Genomic DNA, 23,349 nt, shown 5'->3' on the forward strand with positions numbered 1-23,349 from the left:
GGGTAGCGTTGAGGGGTGGCACGCACCCGCTCGTCCAGACGTCGACTCTCCGCCGGCATCGCCATTCCCGCCACCATCCGGACGAGCACCCGCGCTCCGCTCCTCCAGGTGGTGAAGACCGCCGCGGCGATGATCCTGGCGTGGACGGTCGCCACGATCTTCGTGCACGGCGAGCTCCCGATCTTCGCCACCATCGCCGCGCTGCTCGTCGTACAGCCGAGTGTCAATCAGTCGGTGGGACGTGCGGTGGAGCGGTCGCTCGGCGTCATCGTCGGCGTCGTCATCGCATACCTGATCGGCGCGGCCTTCGGAACGAACAGCTGGATCGTGCTCCTCGCCGTCGTGGTCTCCGTGCTCCTCGCATGGGCGCTGAAGCTGACGCCGGGCACCGCCAACCAGGTGCCCATCACGGCGATGCTGGTGCTCGCGATCGGCGCGTCGGACCCGCAGTACGCGGTCGCGCGCATCGTCGAGACGGTGATCGGCGCCGCCATCGGGGTGGTGATCAATGTGGCCGTCGTGCCGCCCGTGCTCACCGCACCCGCACGCCAGGCCGTTCTCGCTCTGGGGCTCGAGATCTCGTCCACCCTGGACCGGCTGGCGAACGCCCTCATGACCGGGCACACGCGAGCGGAACTGGATGCGCTCCTCATCGAGGCGCGCCTGCTGCGGCCGATGGAGGTCAAGGCCCAGACCGCTCTGACTGCGGCGAACGAGAGCCTGTCACTGAACCCGCGGCAGCGGCGGCACCGTGCTTTCCTCGAGCACGACCAGGAGCTCTTCGAGAGCCTGCGCCCCCTGATCAACCGCACGCTCGGGATGACACGGGCGTATCACGACCACTACGACGACAGCCTCGCCGGCGAGCCGACCATCCGCGCCATCGCCGACGAGCTGCACCGCGCCGCCCACGACCTGCGGCTCCTCGCCCGCGACCCGGGCGAAGCCGTCGCCGAACCGGGCACCGAGACGGCCGGGCTGCCGGTGCTCACCGCCCCGCTGACCGTCGTGACGCCGGATCCGCGCCACTGGGTGCTCATCGGTTCCCTCGTCGAGGACCTCCGCCGCATCCACGTGGAGATCGCCGGCGACGACGCCGCCGCTGCCTGACCCGGCCGGCCGCAGCCAGCCGCTGCCTCAGGCGGTGAGCTCGGCGACCGCCTCCGCCACAGGCAGGGTGCGCCGGTCGCCCGTGCGCCGGTTCCACAGCTCGACCTCGCCCTGCGCCGCCCCGCGCCCGACCACGAGCACCCGCGGCACGCCGATCAGCTCGGCGTCGCCGAACTTCACTCCCGGTGAGACCTTGGGGCGGTCGTCGTAGAGCACGTCGAGGCGTGCGTCCTCCAGCTGCCCGACGACGTCCTCGGCGACCTCGTAGGCCAGCTCATCCCTGCCGGCCGCGACCACGTGCACGTCGAACGGAGCGACGGATTCGGGCCAGATGAGGCCCCGATCGTCGTTGTTCTCCTCGGCGATGATCGCGAGGATGCGCGTCACGCCGATACCGTACGAGCCCATGGTGACCGTGACGAGCTTGCCGTTCTCGTCGAGCACCTTCAGTCCCAGCGCCTCTGCGTACTTGCGGCCCAGCTGGAAGACGTGGCCGATCTCCATGCCGCGGGCCAGCTCGACCGGCCCGGAGCCGTCGGGGGCGGCGTCGCCGGGCTTGACGTCGGCGACCTCCACCACGCCGTCCCAGGCGAAGTCGCGCCCGGCGACCAGACCGAAGACGTGCTTGCCTTCGACGTTCGCGCCGGTGATCCATCCCGAGCCGTCCACCACCCGGGGGTCGACCACGTACCGGATGCCGGTGGCCGACTCCTCCCCGAGCACCGCGCCCAAGGGCGACCAGGGGCCGATGTAGCCCTTGACGAGCCCCGGATGGGCCGTGAAGTCCTCCTCGGTGGCCGCGTCGATCTGGGCGGGCGCGAACGCCACCTCGGCGCGCTTGAGGTCGACCTCGCGGTCTCCGGGCAGCCCGACGACGATCAGCTCGCGCCTGCCGTCGAGGTGGGTCAACGCGAGCACGACGTTCTTCAGCGTGTGCGCCGCCGTCCAGGGGCGACCGTCCGGACGCGGGTGCTTCTCGTTGGCGAGGTCCACCAGCGTCTGGATCGTCGGCGTGTTCGGGGTGTCGAGCACCTCCTGCGGCGTGAGCTTCTCGTACGTGCGCGTGGGCGGCGCGATGGTCGTGAACGCCTCGACGTTCGCCGCGTAGCCTCCTGCGGACCGCACGAACGTGTCCTCGCCGACAGGAGTCGGGTGCAGGAACTCCTCCGAGCGCGAACCGCCCATCGCTCCGGCGTCGGCCTGCACGATCACGTACGACAGCCCGAGCCGGGTGAAGATGCGCTCGTAGGCGTCGCGCTGCGCCAGGTAGCTCGCATCCAGGCCCTCATCGGTGTAGTCGAAGGAGTACGCATCCTTCATCGTGAACTCCCGGCCGCGCAGCAGGCCCGCCCGCGGCCGGGCCTCGTCACGGTACTTGTCCTGGATCTGGAAGATCGTCAGCGGCAGGTCTTTGTAGGACGAGTAGAGGTCCTTCACCAGGAGCGTGAAGACCTCCTCGTGCGTCGGCGCGAGCAGGTAGTCGCCGTCCTTGCGGTCCTTCAGACGGAAGATGCCGTCGCCGTACTCCTCCCATCGCCCGGTCGCCTCGTAGGGCTCCCGTGGCAGCAGAGCCGGGAAGTGCACCTCGTGCGCGCCCGCGGCGGCCATCTCCTCGCGGATGATCCGTTCGATCTTCTCCTTCACCCGCAGGCCCAGCGGCAGCCACGCGAAGATCCCCGGCGCCTGGCGGCGGATGTAGCCGGCGCGGACGAGCAGGCGGTGGCTGGTCACCTCTGCGTCGGAGGGGTCTTCACGGAGGGTGCGGAGGAAGTAGTTGCTGAGGCGTGTTGGCACCGTTCCATGTTAGAGGGCAGCCGGGAAGGCCACCGTCCGCCCGTCGGAGGCGGCGGCTAGGGTGGCGGCATGTCCGACCGCCGGACCCGCGTCGCCCCCTCGGCGTCCGCCGCGCCGCTCGCCGCGTCCCTCGCCGCCTTCCGGCGCGAACTCGGACTGCCCGACGCCTTTCCCCCGGAGGTCGAGGCGGAGGCGCAGGCAGTGGCGGCCGCGCATCCCCTGCCCGGCGCCGACCTCACGGACGTTCCCTTCCTCACCATCGATCCAGCGGGCGCCACCGACCTGGACCAGGCGCTGCACCTCTCCCGGGATGGCGACGGCTTCCGCGTCCGCTATGCGATCGCCGACGTCCCAGCCCTCGTGATTGCGGGCGGCCGGGTGGATGCGGAGGCCCGGCGCCGCGGCCAGACGCTCTACGCCCCCGACGGCCGCGTGCCGCTGCATCCCTCCGCCATCGGTGAGGACGCCGGGTCTCTCTTGCCGGGCGTCGTGCGGGGCGCGTTCGTCTGGGACATCGTCCTCGACCCCGACGGGCACGAGAGGTCCGTGCAGGTCGCGCGGGCGCGTATCCGCTCCCGGCGGCAATGGTCCTACGACGAGGCCCAGACGGCGATCGACGACGGGACCGCTCCGCCGGAGCTGGCGCTCCTCCGAGAGATCGGCGCACTGCGCATCGCGTGCGAACGGGAACGCGGCGGCGCCAGCCTGAACACCCCCGACGAGGAGGTCGTCGTCCGCGACGGCACCTACGTCCTCCAGCGCCGCGCATCGCTGCCTGTCGAGGAGTGGAACGCCCAGCTCTCGCTGCTGACCGGGATGGCGGCTGCGCGCTTGATGCTGGAGGCGCGGGTCGGCATCCTGCGCACCATGCCTCCACCCAGCGCCGACGCGTTCACGGCCTTCCGGGCGGCGACCGTGGCCCTCGGCCGCGGCTGGCCCGAGGGCATGCCGTACGGCGAGTACCTGCGGACGCTCGACCGCGCCGACCCGAAGGCAGCCGCCGTCCTGCAGGCGGCCACCAGTCTGTTCCGTGGCGCCGGCTACGTCGCACTCGATGGTGCAGCACCGGCCGACCCTCAACAGGCCGCCATCGCTGCGCCGTACGCCCACGTCACGGCGCCGCTCCGGCGGCTGGTCGATCGCTGGGGGCTGGTCATCTGCGAGGCCATCTGCGCCGGTACGCCCGTGCCGGCCTGGGCCCGGAGCTCCCTGGCGGCGCTGCCCTCGATCATGGGCGCGTCCTCCCGGCTGGCGGCACAGGTGGATGCCGGCGCAGTGGATCGGGTGGAGGCCGCCCTGCTCAGCTCACGCGTCGGGTCCGAACTGGATGCGACAGTGCTCGCGGTGCGCAACGGCACCGTCCTCGTCCAGTTGGACGATCCGCTGGTGTCGGCCTCGGCCCCGCGGCCGGACGGGGTCCTACCGGGCGACCGGGTCCGTCTCCGGGTTCAGGCGGCCGACATCGCCACGGGCACGGTCGCATTCGAGCCTGTCACCTGAGGAAAGGGAGGACTTCCGCGCCCGCGCGCGGCGTGTCGTACGGAAACGGAGGAGGTCCGGCTGCCTGAGCAGACGGACCTCCTCCGTTTTCGACGGCCCGGTCAGTGTGCGCCGACGGAGACCGTCGGCTCGCCCGAGGCCTGGTCGCCCATCTCGTCGGCGAGGCGGTTCGCCTCGGCGATGAGGGTCGCCACGATCTCCGACTCGGGCACCGTCTTGATCACTTCGCCCTTGACGAAGATCTGGCCCTTGCCGTTTCCGCTCGCAACGCCGAGGTCGGCCTCACGGGCTTCGCCCGGGCCGTTCACCACGCAGCCCATGACGGCCACGCGCAGCGGCACGCTCATGCCCTGCAGGCCTTCGGTGACGCTGTCGGCGAGCGAGTACACATCCACCTGAGCCCGGCCGCAGCTGGGGCACGAGACGATCTCGAGCTTGCGCTCGCGGAGGTTCAGAGACTGCAGGATCTGCAGGCCCACCTTCACCTCTTCTGCCGGGGGCGCGGACAGCGAGACCCGGATGGTGTCTCCGATGCCCTCCCCGAGCAGGATGCCGAACGCGGTCGCCGACTTGATGGTGCCCTGGAACGCGGGCCCCGCCTCGGTCACCCCGAGGTGGAGCGGCCAGTCGCCGCGCTCGGCGAGGAGCCGGTACGCCTTCACCATCACGATGGGATCGTTGTGCTTGACGGAGATCTTGAAGTCGTGGAAGTCGTGCTCCTCGAACAGGCTCGCCTCCCAGACCGCCGACTCGACGAGGGCCTCCGCGGTCGCCTTGCCGTACTTCTCCAGCAGCCGCGGGTCGAGCGAACCGGCGTTCACACCGATCCTCAGCGAGACATCCGCCGCCTTCGCACGCTTGGCGATCTCGGCGATCTGGTCGTCGAACTTGCGGATGTTGCCCGGGTTCACCCGGACCCCCGCGCAGCCGGCATCGATCGCGGCGTACACGTAGTTCGGCTGGAAGTGGATGTCGGCGATGACCGGGATCTGGCTCTTCTTGGCGATGATCGGCAGCGCCTCCGCGTCGTCCCGGCTGGGCACGGCGACGCGGACGATGTCGCAGCCGGAGGCCGTGAGCTCGGCGATCTGCTGCAGCGTGGCGTTGATGTTGGTCGTCGGCGTCGTGGTCATCGACTGGACGCTGATGGGCGCATCCCCTCCGACCAGGACTTTGCCCACCCGGATCTGGCGGGACGTGCGACGAGGTGCGAGGGTTTCGGGGACTTTGGGCATCCCCAGATTGATTGCTGCCACGCGCTCAATCCTACGCGGCAGGGTGGGAGGCGGCTGGACATCCGCCGAGCGCCTGGCACCCGCGGAACAGCCCGGAACAGCCGGGAACTACCCCCGACGCTCAGCCGAAGAGGTTGACCGGCTTCACGATGTCGGCGTACATCAGCAGCACGCTCATCCCGCCGAGGACGACGACGACGGCGAACGTGAGGGGCATCAGCTTGGCCATATCGACCGGCCCCGGGTCGCGGCGGCGGAACAGCTTCGCGACCGAGCGGCGCAGCCCTTCCCACAGCGCCCCGGCGATGTGCCCGCCGTCGAGCGGGAGCAGCGGGACCAGGTTGAAGACGAACAGGGCGATGTTGAGCGAGGCCAGCATCCCGATCATCGTGTAGACCTTGTCCACCACCGGTACCCCGTCCAGAGCGGTCAGCTCGCCGGCGGCACGGCCGATGCCGACGACGCTGATGGGCCCGTTCGGGTCGCGCTGGCCGGAACCGAACGCGGCGTTCCAGACATCCACCATGCGCTGCGGGAGGTGCACGAACACGTTGACGACCGCTCCGGTCTGCGCTCCCACGGCCGGAAGCACCGACGTCACCGGCTGCGGGACGAGCTTGGCCACCGGCCCGATGCCGACGAAGCCGACCGTGAGGGTCTCGATCCCCCCGGACGCGTTCTTCACGACGGCGCCGTTCGCGTCGGTCTTGGCCACCTCGTTGACCACGGGGGTCATCTGAACGGTACGCTCCTGACCGCCGCGGCTCAGCACGATGGTGAGGGTGCGGCCGGCCGAATCCCGGATGATCGAGGTGGACTGGTCCCAGCTCGTGATCTTCGTTCCGTCGATGCTGACGATCGTGTCGCCGGGCTTGAGCCCGGCAGCGGCGGCCGGCCCCTGGGCGGCACCGGCCGGGCACGTCTGGCTCGTGCTGCCCGCCGGCAGCACGCACTGGCTGACGGTCGCCACCGTGGTCGAGCTCTGCGGCACACCGAACCCCATCAGGAGCACGCCGAACAGGGCGACGGCGATCACCAGGTTCATGAACGGCCCGCCGAACATGATGACGATCCGCTTCCAGACCGGGAGGCGGTAGAAGGTGCGCTCCTCCTCGCCGACGGCGACGGTCTCCGAGCTGGCCGTCCGCGCATCCTGCGCCATCTGCTGCATGAAGCCGGTGGTCGCATTGCGGCCGCGACCGCCGTCCTTGCCGGGAGGGAACATCCCGATCATCGAGATGTAGCCGCCGAGCGGGATGGCCTTCACGCCGTACTCCGTCTCGCCGCGACGGAACGAGAACAGCGTCTTTCCGAAGCCGATCATGTACTGCGTGACTTTGACGCCGAATAGCTTCGCGGGAACGAGGTGGCCGATCTCGTGCAGAGCGATCGACACGGCGACGCCGATCAGGATGATGACGACGCCGAGGACGAACAGGAGCACGGATTCCACGGCTCCAGGCTAGCGCCGGACGCCTTGGAAGAGGCCGCGAGCCGCCTCGGTACGCGCTATGCGGCCGCTCTGCGGCCGCTCTGCAGCTCGTCCGCTTCTCACGCAGCGATCACGCAGCGATCAGGCGGCGATCAGCGCGTCCGCCTTCGCCCGCGCCCAGCGCTCTGCTTCGGCGAGCGAATCCCGCGTGAGCACCCCGGCCGGGACGTGCGCATCGACCACACGCTCCACCGTCTCGAGGATGTCGAGGTAGCCGATCGCGCCCGCGTGGAACGCAGCCACCGCCTGCTCGTTGGCCGCATTGAAGACCGCCGGATAGGTCCCTCCCATCAGGCCGACGCGTTTGGCGAGGGCGACGGCCGGGAAGGCGTCTCCGTCCAGCGGCTCGAAGGTCCAGGTGTGGGCCCTCGTCCAGTCCAGCGGCGTGCCGACGTCCGGAACGCGATCGGGCCAGCCGAGTCCCAGCGAGATCGGCAGCCGCATGTCGGGCGGGGACGCCTGCGCGATCGTCGAGCCGTCGACGAACTCGACCATCGAGTGGATGACGGACTGCGGATGCACGGTGACCTCGATCCGGTCGTACGGCACGTCGAACAGGAGGTGCGCCTCGATGACCTCCAGGCCCTTGTTCACGAGCGTCGAGGAGTTCGTGGTCACGACGAGCCCCATGTCCCAGGTGGGATGCGCCAGCGCCTCCTTCGGCGTCACCTCCCGGAGCGCCTCCCGCGACCGTCCGCGGAAAGGTCCGCCGGACGCGGTGAGGACCAGTCGCCGCACTTCGGAGGCCGCTCCGGCCCGCAGGGCTTGGGCGATCGCCGAGTGCTCGGAGTCGACGGGGACGATCTGGCCGGGCGCGGCGGCCTGCTTCACGAGGCCGCCGCCGACGATCAGCGACTCCTTGTTCGCCAGCGCCAGCAGCGCGCCCGCCTCCAGCGCTGCCAGGGTCGGACCGAGACCGACGGAACCGGTGATCCCGTTGAGCACCACATCCGCTTCGACCGACCGCACCAGCAGTTCCGAATCGTCCGCGCCGAGGGCCGTGTCCACTACGCCGAAGCGTTCGGCCTGCGCCGCGAGCTCGTCCGCCTTGCGCCCGGCGCTCAGGCCGACGACGCGGAACAGATCCGGATTGGCCGCCACGACCTCCAGCGCCTGCGTTCCGATGGAACCGGTGGACCCGAGGATGATGACTCTGCGCACGAAGGCCATGGTACGCATGGCGCCCCGGCCCGGGCAGCCGAGGCAGCGGAACCGTCGCCTCCTCCACGCTGGCAGAAACGGAGGATTCTGCGTACCTTCAGCCCTGCATCGCCTCCGTTTCCCGCGTTCGTCGGGCGCGTCGCGCGCATCCACCTCCCTTTCCGACGGCGATGACTCGGAATGCGACACTCCGACGAAGGGTCGGGAAGGGAGGAATCCGTGAAGGACACGCCCGCTGAACGCGACAAAGGGAGGCGATTCCGGTCGAGCCGCACGATTCCTCCTCCGATTGCCGGAGGCATGAGGCCCGGCTCCGGCTCGGGAGGCACGAGGCCTGGCTGCGATTGCCGGAGGCAGAGCTGGCTCCGATTGCCGGAGGCATGAGGCCCGCCTCCGGCTCGGCGCCAGAGTGGCCGGCTCAGCCGGCTCAGCCGGCTCAGCCGGCTCAGCCGGCTCAGCCGAGACGGCCGAGCGCCTCCTCGAGCACGGTCGCGGCGTCGTCGATCAGCTCGTCGCTGATGACGACCGACGGCAGCAGACGCAGCACGCTGTCCCAGCTGCCCGCATCGAGCGGGATGACGCCGTTGCGGGTCGCGTGGGCGAGCACCGCCTTCAGCGCCTCCGGGTTGGGCGTCTTCGTGCCGGGGACGACCAGCTCGACGCCGAACATCGCGCCCTTTCCACGCACCTCCCCGACGACCGGGAACCGCTCGGCCCAATCGCCGATGCGCGCCCACAGCGCCTGCTCGACGCGGCGGGCCTGGGCCAGCAGGTCCTCCTTCTCGAACACCTCGAACACCGCGAGGGCCGCAGCAGTCGACACGGGGTTGCCACCGAAGGTGCCGCCGATTCCGCCGGGCTGGACGGCATCCATGATCTCGGCGCGTCCGGTGACCGCGGCCAGCGGGAAGCCGCCCGCGATGCCCTTGGCGCTCGTGACGAGGTCGGGGACGACGCCGTGGTGCTCGATCGAGTACCACGTACCGGTGCGGCCGATCCCGGCCTGGATCTCGTCGGCGACGAACACGATGCCGTTCTCGGCGCAGAACTCGGCGAGACGCGCGAAGTACCCGGGCGCCGGGATGATTATCCCGCCGTCGCCCTGGATGGGCTCGACGAAGAGCGCGGCCAGCTCGGTCGCGCCGATGTGGGTGCGGATGTAGTCGATCGTCCGCTCCGCAGCCTCTTCGCCGGTCATGCCCTCCGGGTCGCGGAAGGGGTAGCTGATCGGGAGGCTGTAGATCTCGCCCGGGAAGGGACCCATGCCCGCGCGCTCCGGCCAGGGCCGGTACGTCATCGCCATCGTGAGGTTGGTGCGCCCGTGGAAGGCGTGGTCGAGCGTCGCGATCGCCCGGCGACCGGTGTACTTGCGGGCGATCTTGACCGCGTTCTCCACGGCTTCCGCACCGGAGTTGACAAGGATGCTGTGCTTCTCGAAGTCGCCCGGCGTGATCTCTGCGAGCTTCTCGGCGACCGCGATGTAGTTCTCGTACGGCGTCACGGTGAACAGCGTGTGCGTGAGCTTCGCGGCCTGCTCCGCCGCCGCTGCCGCCACCGCCGGATGCGCGTGCCCGATCGTGGTGACACCGATCCCGCAGCCGAGATCGATCAGGCGGTTGCCGTCCACATCCACGAGGATGGCGCCGGATCCCGACTCCATGTAGATGTTCGCGAGCGTGCCCGCTCCCCGGCTCACAGCGGCCACGCGGCGCTGCTGCAGCTCGACCGAGCGCGGACCGGGCAGTTCGGTGACGAGATGACGGGACTGGGGCACGGAGAATTCGCGGGACATGCCCTCCATCGTAAGTGGACCATCCAGCGCTCCCAGGCGCGGCTGTCAGCCGGGACGAAGACTGATAGGGCAGGATGGTCGACCGTGCGTACCTCTCTCAAGGCTCTGACCGCGACCGCGGCGGCCGCCCTCCTCGTCGGAGGCCTTGCGGCCTGCAGCTCCTCGTCGCCCACCAGCGGCTCCACCGCGACGCCCGCCGGCGCGGCGTGCCAGAACGTGAAGCCGGGTGACACGTCGAAGTCGATCAAGGTGACCGGCGCGTTCGGGAGCGACCCGACCGTGACCTTCTCGACGCCGCTCAAGGTGACCGGCACCGAGCGCACCGTCCTCATCACGGGGAAGGGTGCCAAGACCACCAGCGGCCAGACTCTGGGCCTCGGCCTCGCCGCCTACAACGGCACCACCGGGAAGGCGATCGCCCCGTCGGAGGGCTTCGGCGCGAATGCACCGGTCACGGCCAAAATCGACCCCAAATCGTTCCTGCCTGGCTTCGTCAGCGCAGCGGACTGCCTGCCCGTCGGGTCGCGCGCCGTTGTGACGACGACGGCCGAGGGCGCCTTCGGCTCCGGATACGCCCAGCTCGGCGTCAAGCAGACGGACCCCATCGTCATCGTCACCGACGTGCGCAGTGTCCCGGTGATGCGGGCGACGGGCAAGGCGGTCACCCCGCCTGCCGGGTTCCCCGCGGTGAAGCTCAACGCCAAGACGGGCGAGCCGACCATCACCATCCCGAAGTCCGCCGCGCCGACGGAGACGAAGATCGGTCTCCTGAAGCAGGGAACCGGCGAGACGGTCCAGGCGAACGATACGGTGACGATCCAATATAAGGGCGTGCTCTGGCGCAACGGTCAGACCTTCGACGCCACGTGGACTCGCGGAACACCGTATACGAACACCGCATCAGGATTCGTCCCTGGTTTCACCAAAGCCCTCGTCGGCCAAAAGGTCGGCTCGCAGGTCATCGCAATCATCCCCCCTGCGGACGGCTACGGAAGCGCCGGAAATGGTGACATCAAGGCTACTGACACGATGGTCTTCGTGGTCGACATCCTGCGAGCGGCCAATTAGGTCATCACCACGTTGTAGTATTCAAATATCGGTTTCTATGCTAGGTAGTGCCTGTTAGTGGGCGCCGAATGAAAGGAAACCGATGAAGAAGAAGATTCTCGCCGCCGTGGCCCTCGCCGCAACGCTGTCTCTCTCTGCCCCGGCCGGAGCCCAAGCTGCGGTCACCTGGACTGCACCCGGATGCACGACAACGGGCGTCTGCATGAAGCGGGGGGACGGCACGCCCGTGGGGTACGACGGGACAGGATCCGCGTCAATCAGTCAGGGAAACATCCGATCTGTGGCCGCGGGCAACCGCACGACCACTATCCGTCTTGCGACAGGCACGACGTATGTGATCCAGGCGACAAAGATGATCACCTTCCCGAACGCCCTGCAGACGGTGGTGTCCATCTCGCGCTGATCCACGTGGCGCGCCCGGACCTGCTGGGCGCGCCACCTCGGCTGGAGGGGCCTGTCGCGGAAGCTTCAAGAGTCCGAAGCGCGAGACCGGATGTCCAGGTACGCACGGTATGGTCCTTCCGGTGCGCCCTACGCGACCCGAGTCCATCCCGATGTTCCCGCGCCTGCGCCCGCTCGCGGCGGCGTTCGCCGTCACGGCGGCGCTCGTCCTGGTTCCGGCCGCCGCGGTGGCGGAGCCGCCCACGCCGTTCGAGCCGGGCGACATCATCAGCGACGACAGCTTCTTCAACCCGGATGCGATGACGGCCGGGCAGATCCAGCACTTCCTCGAGGGACGCTCGTGCCATCCCCGAGACGCGTCGCCGTGCCTCGCCGACTTCCGGATGGACTCCCCGGCCCAGGCCGCCTCGAAGGACCGCTGCGCAGCGATGCCCGGGCGCGACCACGAGCGGGCAAGCAGCATCATCGCGCGGGTGGCAGCCGCCTGCACGATCAGTCCGCGGGTGCTGCTCGTCCTGCTGCAGAAGGAGCAGTCGCTGCTCACCGCACCGAGTGCCGCCGGCTACCAGAGGGCGACCGGCTACGCCTGCCCGGACACCGCGGCCTGCGACGCGCGCTACTTCGGCTTCTTCAACCAGGTGTACCGGGCGGCGTGGCAGTTCCGGGAGTACACCGTCCATCCGCAGGACTGGCGCTATCGCATCGGCGGAAACAGCATCCAGTACCACCCGGATGCCGCGTGCGGCGCGAGCACAGTGAGGATCGTCAACCAGGCGACGGCCAACCTCTACAACTACACGCCGTACCAGCCGAACGACGAGACGCTCAGTGCGCCTGCGGGCGAGGGCGGCGCCTGCTCGGCGTACGGCAACCTCAACTTCTCGCGGCTGTACGCCGAGTGGTTCGGGTCGCCGCTGGCGGTGCGCTACGCGGGATTCGTCGAATCCTGTCTCGTGTACGAAGGCGGCTTCGGCTGTCCGCAGCGTTCGCCGCTGCAGCCGTGACAGGGAGAGGCGCCGGACGGTCCGCCATCGTGCATGCCCCGGAGGGCATACGGGCGCGCTACCCTCGAAGGGTGAGCATCGACGAGCCCGACGATGGTGCCGCCGAGGTGAAGAGGCCCGGCGCGCTGTACTTCCTCGGCCGCGTCCTGATGGCCCCGCTGCTCAAGCTGATCTACCGCCCGCGCGTGATCGGCAAGCGCAACGTCCCCAAGCAGGGCAAGGTCATCCTCGCCAGCAATCACCTGTCGTTCATCGACTCGATCGTCATCCCGATGACGGCCCCGCGGCGGGTGCAGTTCCTGGCGAAGTCCAGCTACTTCGAGGGCAGCGGGCTGAAGGGACGCGTCTCCCGCAGCTTCTTCACGGCGATCGGCGCGGTCGGCGTCAAGCGCGGAGCGGGGGCCGCCGCCCAGGAGGCGCTGGACCAGTCCCGCCGGATCATCGAGACGGGATCCGCTTTCGCCCTCTACCCCGAGGGGACGCGTTCGCTCGACGGACGCCTCTACAAGGGGCGGACCGGGATCGGCTGGCTGGCGCTGACCACCGGTGCCGTCGTCGTCCCGGTCGGTCTCGTCGGCACCGACCAGATGCAGCCGGTCGGAGCGCGCTTCCCCCGGCCTCACCGGATCACGGTCACCTTCGGTCAGCCGATCGACGTGTCGCGCTTCGGGCCGCCCGAGTCCGGACGGGCTCGGCGTCAGGCGACGGATGCCATCATGGCGGCCATCCACGAGCTCACCGGTCAGGAACTGGCCGGGGTCTACAACGAATCCCCCCCGGCGAACGCCGTCGAGCGCGTCAAGCGCGCCCTGCGCCCCGAGCGTCTCTGACGCCGCCCCCGCCCCCCGCGTCTCCCCCGCCTCACCTCCCACCGTCGAGTCCGCAGAGACTGCACGGCCGCACGGCGTGTCGCGTGCAGTCTCTGCGGACTCGATGGCGGGGCGGACTCGATGGCGGGGCGGACTCGACGGCGGGGCGGACTCGACGGTGGGGCTGGAGTCAGGCGAGGGTGAGGGTCGAGGGGGTGTGGTGGACCGGGAAGTTCACGCTCGCGGCGATGAAGCACTTCTCGGCGGCCGGTTCGTGGAGGCTCGCGGCGAGCTCCGCCTGGGCGGGGTCGGCGATGGTCACCCGCGGGCGCAGGTTCGCCTCGGTGAAGTGGCCGCCGCCGTTGCCGGTCTGCTCCATCGTGCCGGTGGCCGCGTCCGTGTAGCCGACGACGACGACTCCCGCCCGTGCCGCTTCGGCGAGGTAGCTGAGCATATGGCACTGCGCCAGGGCGGCGAGCAGCAGCTCCTCCGGGTTCCAGCGGTCGGTGTCGCCGAAGAACGTGCGGTCGGCAGAACCCTCGATCGAGTGCTTGCCGGCGGCGCTCACGACGTGATCGCGCCCGTACTCTTTGTAGCCGCTGGTCCCGCTCCCCCTGTTGCCCGTCCACTGCAGGTCGATCGCGTATCCATGCTCCAGCTTCATGCTCCGATTCTCGCACCCGGGACCGGACGGCCGTGCCCACCAGCGACCATCGCTCGTCCACACGGACGGTGCTCGCCCCATCGCCTGGAGCCCTCCGGGATAGACTCGACGGCATCATGACCGACACCGTCAGCACCCCCGCGCCCGTCTACTCCGTTCCACAAGAACGCCGTATCGTCACGGCCATCCCCGGCCCGAAATCGCAGGAACTGCACGAGCGCCGCCTGGCCGTCGTGCCGACCGGCGTCTCCTCCGCGCTGCCCATCTACATCGCGCGCGCCAACGGCGCCGTCCTCGTGGATGTGGACGGCAACCAGTTCGTCGACTTCGGCGCGGGCATCGGCGTCACCACGGTCGGCCACACCGAGACGGCGGTCGTCGAGGCCGCCGCGGGTCAGCTGCAGGACGTCATCCACACCCTCTTCACCATCACGCCCTACGAGGAGTACGTGCGGGTCGCCGAGCTGCTCGCCCAGTACACGCCCGGCGATCACGCCAAGAAGTCGGTGCTCGTCAACTCCGGCGCGGAGGCCGTCGAGAACGGCGTGAAGATCGCGCGCAAGTTCACCGGTCGCCGCGCTGTCGCGGTCCTCGATCACGCCTACCACGGCCGCACCAACCTCACGATGGCGATGAACTACAAGGCGATGCCCTACGCGACCGGGTTCGGCCCTTTCGCCGGCGACGTCTACCATGTGCCCAACTCCTACCCGTACCGCGACGGGCTCAGCGGTCCGGAAGCGGCCGCGCGCACCATCGCCTATCTGGAGAAGGTCATCGGCGCCTCCGATCTCGCGTGCCTCGTCGCCGAGCCGATCCAGGGCGAGGGCGGCTTCATCGTCCCCGCGGAGGGCTACCTCGCAGCGCTCCAGGACTGGTGCACGGCGAACGGCGTCGTCTTCATCGCGGATGAGATCCAGAGCGGGATGGCGCGCACCGGCGCCTTCTACGCGAGCGAGCACTTCGGCCTCGTCCCCGATCTGGTGCTCAGCGCCAAGGGCATCGCCGGCGGGCTCCCCCTCGCCGCCGTCACCGGCCGCGCCGAGATCATGGACTCCGCGCAGCCGGGCGGCCTCGGCGGCACGTTCGGGGGCAACCCCGTGGCGGCCGCGGCCGCAGTCGCCGTCTTCGAGACGATCGAGCGAAACGATCTTCTCGCGGAGGCCGAGCGCATCGAGAGGGCGCTGAAGCCGGCACTGCTTGAACTGCAGGAGAAGTACGACATCATCGGCGACGTGCGCGGCATCGGCGCCATGATCGCGATCGAGCTCGTGAAGCCGGGAACCGCTCAGACGACCAAAGAGCCCAACCCCGACGCCGTCAACCGGATCATCGCGTCGGCCGCCCAGCAGGGCATCCTCTTCCTCAATGCGGGGACCTGGGGCAACGTGCTCCGGTTCCTCCCGAGCCTCGCCGTGTCCGACGAGCTGATCGCCGACGCCGTGTCGGTGATCGACGACGCCATCGCAGCGCTGTGAGCACGGAACGCGTCGGCTCGGTGACGAGCTCGTCCGGGACGGCTTCCGGACCCGCGGTGTTCGGGGTGGAGGAGGCGGTGGAGCTGGCGGCGGTCGAGCGCAGTGGCTTCGTGGAGTCGCGGCACTCGGGATCCGCTGTCGTGCTGGGTCCGGACGGCGCCGTGGTCCGCAGCCTCGGCGCTCCGGAACGCCCGGTGTTCCCGCGATCGAGCATGAAGCCGTTCCAGGCAGTCGCGGTGATGGGCGCGGGAGTTCCACTGGAGGGTGCGAGCGCTGTCCTCGCCACGGCCAGCCACGCGGGAACGCCCGCGCACCTCTCCGTCGTGCGGACGCTCCTCGCCCAGGCGCAGCTGACGGAGGACGCCCTCCGCTGCCCGCCGGACTGGCCGCTGGACACCGCAGCACGCGACGAACTCGTCCGAGCGGGCGAGCACAAGCACCCGGTTTACATGAACTGCTCCGGCAAGCACGCCGCCATGCTGTGGGCCTGCCGGATCAACGGATGGCCGACCGAGAGCTACCTCGATCCGCAGCATCCACTGCAGCAGCACATCCGCGACACCGTGGAGCGGCTGACCGGCGAGAAGGTCGTGGCGACCGGCATCGACGGCTGCGGTGCGCCGGTGCACGCCATGTCGCTGCTCGCGCTCGCCCGCGGCATCCAGCGCATCGCCACCGCCTCCACGGGCTCGCCGTTCGCGCTGTTCCGTAACGCCGCGATCCTCACCAACGCGGTTCTCGCCGACGGGTGGGCAATCGACGGTCCCGGACGCGCCAACACCGTCGTCATCGACGAGCTCGGCGTCTTCGCCAAGGGGGGCGCCGAGGGCGTCATGGTCATGACCGCGCCCGACGGCACCACGGTGACGCTCAAGATGCTCGACGGGAGTCCGCGGGCCGCATCCATCGTCGCCCTCCGCCTGCTGGCCGACGCCGGCGCGCTCACGCACGAGGACGTCGACCGCGTCGTCCCCGGCCTCGACCTGGCGGTCCTCGGCCGCGGCGCCCCCGTCGGCGCCATCCGCGCCTCCTACGCCCCGTCCGCCTGAGCTCGCGCCCCACCATCGAGCCCACGCCCCGTCCGCCTGCGCCCAGCCCCACCGTCGAGTACACGAAGACTGCACGTTTTGCGCTCAGAAACGTGCAATCTTCGTGTACTCGAGGGTGGGACGGAATCGTGGGCGGGGCGGTGCGCGGGGCGGGGGGCGCAACGGAATCGTCTGCGCAGGCGGCGTGGGGACGCGAAATCAGTACCGGGTTCCGTGGTTTTCAGTCGAAATCCTCCGTGAAGACGGCTATGGTGAGAGCGAACCATCACGTCGAGTGCCGAAGGAGCCCCATGAAGGTCGCGATCCCCCGTGAGATCAAGAACAACGAGTTCCGGGTGGCGATCACCCCCTCCGGCGTGCACGACCTGGTCGGCGCGGGTCACGAGGTCTTCGTCGAGTCGAGTGCGGGCGTCGGATCGTCGATCCCGGATGAGCTGTACGCCGGTGCGGGCGCGACCATCCTCCCGGACGCGGCGTCCACGTGGGCGGCCGGCGACCTCATCCTCAAGGTGAAGGAGCCCATCGAGAGCGAGTACGGCTATTTCCGGCGCGGGCTCGTCCTGTTCACCTACCTGCACCTCGCCGCCGACGAGGCGCTCACCCGTGCGCTGATGGACGGCGGCGTGACGGCCATCGCCTATGAGACCGTGCAGCTGCCGACCCGCGCACTGCCTCTCCTCGCCCCGATGAGCGAGGTCGCCGGACGCCTGGCACCGATCGTCGGCGCCAACACGATGCTGAAGCCGAACGGCGGACCGGGGCTCCTCGTCCCCGGTGTGCCCGGGACGCATCCGGCCGTCGTCACGGTCCTCGGCGGCGGCGTCGCCGGCACGAACGCGATCTCGGTCGCTGTCGGCCTCGGCGCCGAGGTCACGGTACTCGACACCAACATCCAGCGCCTCCGCGAGCTCGACGCCCTCTACGCCGGGCGCATCAAGACGATCGCGTCGAACAGCTTCGAGATCGACAAGGCCGTCGTCGTCTCCGACCTGGTGATCGGCTCCGTCCTGGTGCCCGGGGCGAAGGCGCCGAAGCTGGTCACCAATGAGATGGTGTCGCGGATGAAGGCGGGCAGCGTCCTCGTCGACATCGCCGTCGACCAGGGCGGATGCTTCGAGGACTCCCACCCGACCACGCACGCCGACCCCACCTTCACGGTCCACCAGTCACTGTTCTACTGCGTCGCGAACATGCCGGGCGCCGTCCCGCACACGTCCACCTACGCGCTGACCAACGCGACCCTGCCGTACGCACGCGCCATCGCGAACCGCGGCTGGCAGGAGGCGCTCCGTGCCGACGCATCCCTCGCCCTCGGTCTGAACGTGCACGACGGCCACGTCACCAACGCGGGCGTGGCCTCCGCGCACGGCCTGGACGCCATCCCCGTCTCCGACGCCCTCGCCTGACGTCCTCGCGACCCCTTCGCTGACATCCTCGTAAAGCAGTGCCGGTCAGGAGACGTCGAACCAGTGGTCGCCGATCTCGACGCGGGTGCCGCGGGTGACCCGGTAGCGCCGCCCGGCCTCGCACTGTCGGGCGACACCGCCGAGGGGATGCGCGACCGTTCCGTTGCCGGAGTAGCGGTCGCAGATCCACAGCTCGTCGCCCTCCAGACCGAATTCGAGGTGCGTCTTGGACACGCTGCGGCCGGGGTCGGAGACCACGACCACCTGGTCGACGTGCTCTCCGGGCTGCGTGATCGGCCGGCGACCGATGAGCCCCGATCCGGACACCTCGACCACATCCCCGGTCGAGAAGCTCAGCGTGTAGGAGCGGTGGAGCGGTGGATGCGCGCGCGGCGCCTCCTCCATCGGCACGATGGTCATGGCCTGCGTGGGCGGCAGGCCGTCCTCATCCAGTTCGACACCGTCCGGGAAGCGCCCCGCGATCGCAGGGGCCGGCGGCCGTTCGGCGAGCCGGTCGCCCAGGATCGAGCGGTCGGTGAGGATGGAGGTGTCGGACGGGCGCGGGTCGGCCAGCTCGGGCGCGCGCACCCGGGAGGCCGTGACGGAGCTCCCGCAGAGCGGGCAGAAGAGGGTACCGTCCGCCAGCTCCGAACCGCACACGCGACAGCTCATCGTTCCCGTCCCCTTCATCGTCCGCCCTGCTTTCCACGGTAACCGAGCGATCGCAGCGAGACGGCAGCCAGCAGTCTCTTCCACCGCGTGTCGCGCTTGGCGAGCTGGGCCCGGAGCTCGTCGACCGCCTTCCACACCGTCACGGCCTCGTCCGGCGTCGGTGCGATGCCGCTGAACGTCGCCCGGTCCGCGACCTTCGCGAGAGCCTGCGCGCGCGAACCTCCGATGGTGTCGGCGAACTCCACCCGGGTTGCTGCCGGAGGCGGTTCGTAGCCGTGATCGACCGCCGCGTCCGCGAACTCCCGCCAGCCTCCGACGATCCGCTCGCGCGCGGTCGCCGCGGATCGTCGCAGCACGCGTCGCCGCCATTTGGCGGCGAGCACGGCCAGGAACGGGGAGGCGACGATGGCGAGGACGAGCAGCGACCACCCCGCGATGACGAGCACGGCGAGGAGGGTCTCCAGCACCGGGTTCGGCTGCGGTTGGTTCGACGGGTCGACCTGCGCCTGGGGCGGCTCGTCGTTGCGCTGAGGGTTCTCGTCGACCGGCGGCTGCACGTTCGTCTGCGGCCGCGAGATCTCCGTGGGCTGGTCGGGCTGCTTCGGCGGGACCGGGCGGAGGGGCGGGGTCGGATCGACGGTCACCCATCCGGAGGTCGTCTGCACCTCGATCCAGGCGGAGATGTCCGCGCCGACCAGGGTCACGGCGCGCCCCGTGGCATCCTTCGGGGCCACGAACCCCACCACGACCCGCGCCGGGAAGCCCAGCTGGCGCGCCATGAGCGCGGCGGTGACGGAGTACTGCTCCTGGTCGCCGAGCATCGGCACCGACGTGAGCAGTTCGGTGATGCGGTCCGCACCGTGACCGGAGCGGCTGGGCGGCTCGTCCGGTCCGATCCCGTGGCTGATGTAGCCGTTCTCGGCGAGACCTCGCAGGGCGGCGGCCAGCTTCGCACCCGCCCCGGACGCGCCGGCCGTGTACTTCTGCAGGACGGACTGCAGTTCGTCGGGGATGACGGTCGGACGCGGCACGGTATCGCTTCCCGGCTGCACCTTCTCCAGCTGTGCGGCGGTCAGCAACGGCTTCACCACCGACTCCGCGGTATACGCGTCGCCCGCGTGCAGGGCCGTCGTGACCGCGCCTGTCCCGGTCACGTCGTTGTAGTAGAAGGCGCCGGCGAGCCGGCTTCCGTCCTGACCGGCGAACGCCACCTGCTCGAGCTGGCCGTTCCCCGGGAGCCAGGGGCCGCGGTAGTCGCCCACGACGACGGTCGTGGTGGTCTGCGTGCCTCGCGTCCCGGTCTGATCCATGCGATACGGGACGCGGGTGAAGGAGCCGGATGCGCTGGTCGTGTCTCCGCTGCCGACGGCGTAGGTGATGCCGTCGTAGGTGTCGAGGGTCGCGATCCTGAGCCGGCGGTCGGCCGGAAGCCCCGAGACGCTGAGCATCGGCTCGTCCGCCTTCCCCGGCTCCAGGTAGGAGCGGAACGCGCTCAGCGGGCTCGGGTAGTCTCGCGGATCGAACGGCTGCTCGACCGCCGTCCGCACCACCTGGCGCTGCCCTTGCGGCGGGAGGATGGCGGCAGCCGCGATCCCGGCGACCGCAGCGGTGACCAGCATGACCGTCGCCCCCGCCGTGGTCAGCAGCGCCGTCGAGCGCCGCTCGCTCCGGGATTCGACCAGCAGTCCGCTCTGTTCGCGCAGCGACCGGATGGATGCGGCCCTGCGCAGCAGCCGGAAGCGGATCAGCCAGGCGAGCAGCACCGCGAAGAGGGCGAACAGCAGCGCCAGCGGAACGGAGTCGGAGGACGGACCGAGCAGGATGCCCGCGACCAGGAGCAGGACCGGGGGGACGGCTGCCAGCTCCGGACGCGACGATCGCAGGGCGATGGTCACCGTGAGCGTCGTGGCCAGCAGGGTGAGCAGGAAGGCGGGGACCAGCAACGCCTGGTACGACCCGACCGGCACGCTGATGGTGACGAGCTGCTTCCAGCTCAGCCAGGTGCCCTGCACGAGGTCGAGGAAGCCGGGACCCGTCGGCAGCAGGCCGCCGCCGGCGGCCTCCGAGGGCACAGCGAGCGGAACCCCCAGAGCGAGGTAGGCGAGCACGATGAGCGCCGCGATGAGGATGCTCGGGAGGCGGAACGCCCATCCCACGACGCCGATGGCCGCGCCGGTCAGCAGCGTCACGACGAGCATCGCGACGAAAGCGCTCGACTGGTAGACCGGCCAGAACGACCAGGCGCCGAGAGCGACGGCGGCCAGGGCGAAGAGGGCATCGACGAGGCTGCGGAAGGAGCGCCGGGCGGGCATCAGGTCGCCAGCCGTTTCGCCAGGCTCTGCTGGAGGTCGTCCAGGTAGCCGATGGTCAGCACGCTGAGGTCCGAGACGCGCCGGAGGGTCGGGATGGCGCCCTCGTCGCACACGATGGCGACGACATCCACTCCGAGGGGGAAGTGCGCGGCCGCCGCACGGAGCTGGGAGGCCGTCGGCGTCGAGCCGCAGACGAGGAACGCGATGGACACGCCGGCCGAGTCGTCGGAGGCGACCCGCGCCAGCTCGGTGAGACGGAGCGCGGCGTCGGCGGTCTCGACCCCGGCCAGGTCGTCCAGGAGCCGGCCGCGATTGACGGTGCTGAGCCTCCGGGCGCTGAACACCATCCGCTTGGCGAAGTCGGGCGTCTCGGCACTCGCGACCACCGAGACCGTCCGCGAGTCGAGCATCGCCCGGACGCCGAGGGAGCCGGTGACGCTCACGGCCAGCTCGAACTCCTCCTCGGTGGCGTAGTCGGCTGCCGACAGGCTCAGTGCGACCAGGAGATGGCTCCGGCGCGTCTCTTCGAACTGGCGCACCATGTAGCTGCCGGTCTTCGCCGTCGACTTCCAGTGGATGTAGCGGCGCTCATCGCCGGGGACGTACTCCCGCAGCGCGTGGAAGGCGATGTCGCTCGCCGTGAGGTCGCGGGTCGGCGAGCCCTCGAGGTCGCGCACGAAGCCCGTGCTCATGCTCGGGACGGCGATGGTTCGCGGATGGACGAACAGGTCCAGCGACTCGGCCCAGACGACCTCGCGGCGCAGCAGCCCGATGGGATCGGCTCGGACGGTGCGCACGGGCCCGATCGGCACGATGCCGCGCCGGGAGGTCGGCACGACGAACACGTCGGAGTGCTCCTCCCCCGCGGCGAGCGAGGGAGCCGCGAACTCCGCCAGGCCGTGACCGACCGGGACCTCCACCCGGACTCCGGCGAGCCTCCGCCGCAGCGGGTTGCGGATCGAGACCTCACCGGGTGCGCGGTCGCCGATGACCACCCGGTTCGCGGGGAGGGACAGCCCGACGTCGTACGCCGTGCGGCCGATCAGGTAGCCGGATCCGACGACCAGGAGGACGAGCGCCGTCCATCCCGTGACCACCGCCTCGATCCAGCTCCACACGTACCCCGCCGTCAAAGCCAGAACGGTGAGGGCCAGCAGCGACCAGCCGAGGGAGGTCACCACGGCGCCTACCCGCCGTGCGACCGTGGCGATGGCACGACCGGCGGTCGCGGACATCCGGACGACCCACACGATCGCATCCGCGAGGAAACCGTCGCGCTCGCCGACGATGCGAGCGCGTACGTTGGTCAGCTCGGTCTGCGCACGGGTGACGGTGGTCACACAGCGACCCGATCACTCGGCGGCGGGGTCTCGATCAGCAGCTGGCCGACCAGGCTCGACGCGCTGACGCCCTCGAACTCGGCCTCCGGGTCGAGCACCAGCCGATGGGCGAGCACCGGCTCGGCCAGAGCCTTCACGTCGTCCGGCGTCACATAGTAGCGGCCGGAGGCGGCTGCGAGCGTCTTCGCGGCGCGCAGCAGCGCCAGCGCGCCGCGCACGCTGACCCCGAGACGGATCTCGTCCGCGCCGCGGCTCGCCTCGACCAACCGCGAGATGTAGTCGTTGATGGTCGCATCGACGTGCACGCTCCGTGCCATCGTCGCCATCTCGACCACGGTCCCGGCCGAGATGACCTCCGGTACGACGACCTCGTGCGCCCGGCGCTCGGAGCCCTCCAGGATGCGCAGCGTCGCCTCGTGGTCCGGGTAGCCGATCGACGCCTTCATCAGGAACCGGTCCAGCTGCGCCTCCGGAAGCCGGTAGGTGCCGGCCTGCTCGATGGGGTTCTGGGTCGCGATGACCATGAACGGGGCGCCGACCGAGTGCCGGACGCCGTCGACGGTGACCTGCTGCTCCTCCATCACCTCGAGCAGAGCGGATTGCGTCTTCGGGCTCGCCCGGTTGATCTCGTCGGCGAGGACGATGTTGGCGAAGACCGGTCCGCGATGGAACTCGAACGCGCCGGTCCGCTGGTCGTAGATGTTGACGCCGGTGATGTCGCCCGGCAGCAGATCGGGGGTGAACTGGACGCGGTTGGTCGACCCCCGGACGCTCTCGGCGATGGCGCGGGCGAGCGAGGTCTTGCCGGTGCCCGGGAAGTCCTCCAGCAGCAAGTGGCCCTCGCTGAACAAGGCGGTCAGGGCGAGCCGGATCACGTGGGTCTTGCCGAGGAGCACCTGGTCGATGTTGCCGACGAGGCGCTCGAACACTCCGGAGAACCAGCCGGCCTGCTCGGGGGTCATCGTCATGATCCGGCCTCTTTCGATTCGGGGCGCGGCCACAAGGTCCGCGGAGGAAGGGATGGGCGCCGCGGGATGCGGCTCACCTCAGTATGCCGTCGC

Annotated in this window: 19 protein-coding genes; 9 read left to right on the forward strand and 10 right to left on the reverse strand. The window is 70.2% G+C overall.

Annotated elements, in window-relative coordinates; genetic code table 11:
* Positions 1-15 precede the first annotated feature (15 nt).
* On the forward strand, positions 16-1,110 hold the full coding sequence (locus tag BM287_RS06795; RefSeq protein ID WP_090037231.1) for an FUSC family protein: 1,095 nt from the start codon (positions 16-18) through the stop codon (positions 1,108-1,110).
* Positions 1,111-1,137: 27 nt separating this feature from the next.
* On the opposite strand, the gene BM287_RS06800 is transcribed toward BM287_RS06795, so the two are convergent.
* On the reverse strand, positions 1,138-2,904 hold the full coding sequence (locus BM287_RS06800) for a proline--tRNA ligase (RefSeq protein WP_090037233.1): 1,767 nt from the start codon (positions 2,902-2,904) through the stop codon (positions 1,138-1,140).
* A 69-nt stretch (positions 2,905-2,973) separates the two neighbouring features.
* Between BM287_RS06800 and BM287_RS06805 the strand changes: the two genes are divergently transcribed.
* A complete protein-coding gene (locus BM287_RS06805) occupies positions 2,974-4,404 on the forward strand; it encodes an RNB domain-containing ribonuclease (RefSeq protein ID WP_090037235.1) in 1,431 nt (476 codons plus the stop codon).
* A 101-nt stretch (positions 4,405-4,505) separates the two neighbouring features.
* Here BM287_RS06805 and ispG read toward each other — a convergent pair whose 3' ends face one another.
* The 4 genes from ispG to BM287_RS06825 form a co-directional block, all read right to left on the reverse strand.
* Complete coding sequence (gene ispG / locus BM287_RS06810) at positions 4,506-5,639, reverse strand: flavodoxin-dependent (E)-4-hydroxy-3-methylbut-2-enyl-diphosphate synthase (RefSeq protein ID WP_090037238.1); 1,134 nt, start codon at positions 5,637-5,639, stop codon at positions 4,506-4,508.
* Between the two features lie 121 nt (positions 5,640-5,760).
* Positions 5,761-7,083, reverse strand: coding sequence for a M50 family metallopeptidase (locus tag BM287_RS06815; RefSeq protein ID WP_090037324.1), 1,323 nt, complete (start codon positions 7,081-7,083; stop codon positions 5,761-5,763).
* Between the two features lie 129 nt (positions 7,084-7,212).
* Positions 7,213-8,301 (reverse strand): 1-deoxy-D-xylulose-5-phosphate reductoisomerase, encoded by a 1,089-nt coding sequence (locus BM287_RS06820; RefSeq protein WP_090037241.1) that lies wholly within the window; start codon positions 8,299-8,301, stop codon positions 7,213-7,215.
* Positions 8,302-8,746: 445 nt separating this feature from the next.
* On the reverse strand, positions 8,747-10,093 hold the full coding sequence (locus BM287_RS06825) for an aminotransferase class III-fold pyridoxal phosphate-dependent enzyme (protein WP_090037243.1): 1,347 nt from the start codon (positions 10,091-10,093) through the stop codon (positions 8,747-8,749).
* 75 nt (positions 10,094-10,168) lie between these two features.
* Between BM287_RS06825 and BM287_RS06830 the strand changes: the two genes are divergently transcribed.
* From BM287_RS06830 to BM287_RS06840, 4 genes are all read left to right on the forward strand, one after another.
* A complete protein-coding gene (locus BM287_RS06830; RefSeq protein ID WP_090037246.1) occupies positions 10,169-11,152 on the forward strand; it encodes an FKBP-type peptidyl-prolyl cis-trans isomerase in 984 nt (327 codons plus the stop codon).
* Between the two features lie 82 nt (positions 11,153-11,234).
* Positions 11,235-11,555, forward strand: coding sequence for a hypothetical protein (locus BM287_RS17490; RefSeq protein WP_090037248.1), 321 nt, complete (start codon positions 11,235-11,237; stop codon positions 11,553-11,555).
* A 121-nt stretch (positions 11,556-11,676) separates the two neighbouring features.
* Entirely contained in the window at positions 11,677-12,558 is an 882-nt protein-coding gene (locus tag BM287_RS06835) for a hypothetical protein (protein WP_244527977.1), read from the forward strand.
* 71 nt (positions 12,559-12,629) lie between these two features.
* Entirely contained in the window at positions 12,630-13,388 is a 759-nt protein-coding gene (locus BM287_RS06840) for a lysophospholipid acyltransferase family protein (protein WP_090037252.1), read from the forward strand.
* A 169-nt stretch (positions 13,389-13,557) separates the two neighbouring features.
* Here BM287_RS06840 and BM287_RS06845 read toward each other — a convergent pair whose 3' ends face one another.
* Positions 13,558-14,031, reverse strand: coding sequence for an OsmC family protein (locus BM287_RS06845; protein WP_090037254.1), 474 nt, complete (start codon positions 14,029-14,031; stop codon positions 13,558-13,560).
* Positions 14,032-14,147: 116 nt separating this feature from the next.
* Between BM287_RS06845 and gabT the strand changes: the two genes are divergently transcribed.
* From gabT to ald, 3 genes are all read left to right on the forward strand, one after another.
* Positions 14,148-15,509, forward strand: a complete 1,362-nt coding sequence (gene gabT, locus BM287_RS06850; RefSeq protein ID WP_090037256.1) for a 4-aminobutyrate--2-oxoglutarate transaminase — start codon at positions 14,148-14,150, stop codon at positions 15,507-15,509.
* Between the two features lie 20 nt (positions 15,510-15,529).
* Positions 15,530-16,558, forward strand: coding sequence for an asparaginase (locus BM287_RS06855; RefSeq protein WP_090037326.1), 1,029 nt, complete (start codon positions 15,530-15,532; stop codon positions 16,556-16,558).
* 290 nt (positions 16,559-16,848) lie between these two features.
* On the forward strand, positions 16,849-17,964 hold the full coding sequence (gene ald / locus BM287_RS06860) for an alanine dehydrogenase (RefSeq protein WP_090037258.1): 1,116 nt from the start codon (positions 16,849-16,851) through the stop codon (positions 17,962-17,964).
* Between the two features lie 45 nt (positions 17,965-18,009).
* On the opposite strand, the gene BM287_RS06865 is transcribed toward ald, so the two are convergent.
* Genes BM287_RS06865 through BM287_RS06880 form a run of 4 tightly spaced genes read right to left on the reverse strand, consistent with a single transcriptional unit; the run spans position 18,010 to position 23,256 of the window.
* The gene (locus tag BM287_RS06865; protein WP_170857459.1) at positions 18,010-18,636 is read right to left on the reverse strand and encodes a zinc-ribbon domain-containing protein; all 627 of its coding nucleotides are present in this window, start codon (positions 18,634-18,636) and stop codon (positions 18,010-18,012) included.
* 14 nt (positions 18,637-18,650) lie between these two features.
* Positions 18,651-20,948 carry a transglutaminase-like domain-containing protein gene (locus tag BM287_RS06870; protein ID WP_090037262.1) on the reverse strand — a complete coding sequence of 766 codons (2,298 nt, stop codon included), beginning with the start codon at positions 20,946-20,948 and terminating at the stop codon, positions 18,651-18,653.
* The gene (locus BM287_RS06875) at positions 20,948-22,288 is read right to left on the reverse strand and encodes a DUF58 domain-containing protein (RefSeq protein WP_090037264.1); all 1,341 of its coding nucleotides are present in this window, start codon (positions 22,286-22,288) and stop codon (positions 20,948-20,950) included. Before BM287_RS06875 ends, BM287_RS06870 begins: the two co-directional genes overlap by 1 nt.
* Positions 22,285-23,256: an AAA family ATPase gene (locus BM287_RS06880; RefSeq protein WP_090037266.1), complete on the reverse strand. Its 972-nt coding sequence runs from the start codon at positions 23,254-23,256 to the stop codon at positions 22,285-22,287. The genes BM287_RS06875 and BM287_RS06880 overlap by 4 nt, the downstream gene beginning before the upstream one ends.
* Between the last annotated feature and the right edge of the window lie 93 nt (positions 23,257-23,349).

Origin of the sequence: Leifsonia sp. CL147, assembly GCF_900114565.1 — a bacterium.
Classification (GTDB): domain Bacteria; phylum Actinomycetota; class Actinomycetes; order Actinomycetales; family Microbacteriaceae; genus Leifsonia.

Excerpts from the sequence above, each read along its gene's own strand:
- BM287_RS06805 (WP_090037235.1), top strand. The coding sequence starts at position 2,974 with ATGTCCGACCGCCGGACCCGCGTCGCCCCCTCGGCGTCCGCCGCGCCG.
- ispG (WP_090037238.1), bottom strand. The coding sequence starts at position 5,639 with ATGCCCAAAGTCCCCGAAACCCTCGCACCTCGTCGCACGTCCCGCCAG.
- BM287_RS06820 (WP_090037241.1), bottom strand. The coding sequence starts at position 8,301 with ATGGCCTTCGTGCGCAGAGTCATCATCCTCGGGTCCACCGGTTCCATC.
- BM287_RS06825 (WP_090037243.1), bottom strand. The coding sequence starts at position 10,093 with ATGGAGGGCATGTCCCGCGAATTCTCCGTGCCCCAGTCCCGTCATCTC.
- BM287_RS17490 (WP_090037248.1), top strand. The coding sequence starts at position 11,235 with ATGAAGAAGAAGATTCTCGCCGCCGTGGCCCTCGCCGCAACGCTGTCT.
- BM287_RS06845 (WP_090037254.1), bottom strand. The coding sequence starts at position 14,031 with ATGAAGCTGGAGCATGGATACGCGATCGACCTGCAGTGGACGGGCAAC.
- gabT (WP_090037256.1), top strand. The coding sequence starts at position 14,148 with ATGACCGACACCGTCAGCACCCCCGCGCCCGTCTACTCCGTTCCACAA.
- ald (WP_090037258.1), top strand. The coding sequence starts at position 16,849 with ATGAAGGTCGCGATCCCCCGTGAGATCAAGAACAACGAGTTCCGGGTG.
- BM287_RS06865 (WP_170857459.1), bottom strand. The coding sequence starts at position 18,636 with ATGAGCTGTCGCGTGTGCGGTTCGGAGCTGGCGGACGGTACCCTCTTC.
- BM287_RS06870 (WP_090037262.1), bottom strand. The coding sequence starts at position 20,948 with ATGCCCGCCCGGCGCTCCTTCCGCAGCCTCGTCGATGCCCTCTTCGCC.
- BM287_RS06880 (WP_090037266.1), bottom strand. The coding sequence starts at position 23,256 with ATGACGATGACCCCCGAGCAGGCCGGCTGGTTCTCCGGAGTGTTCGAG.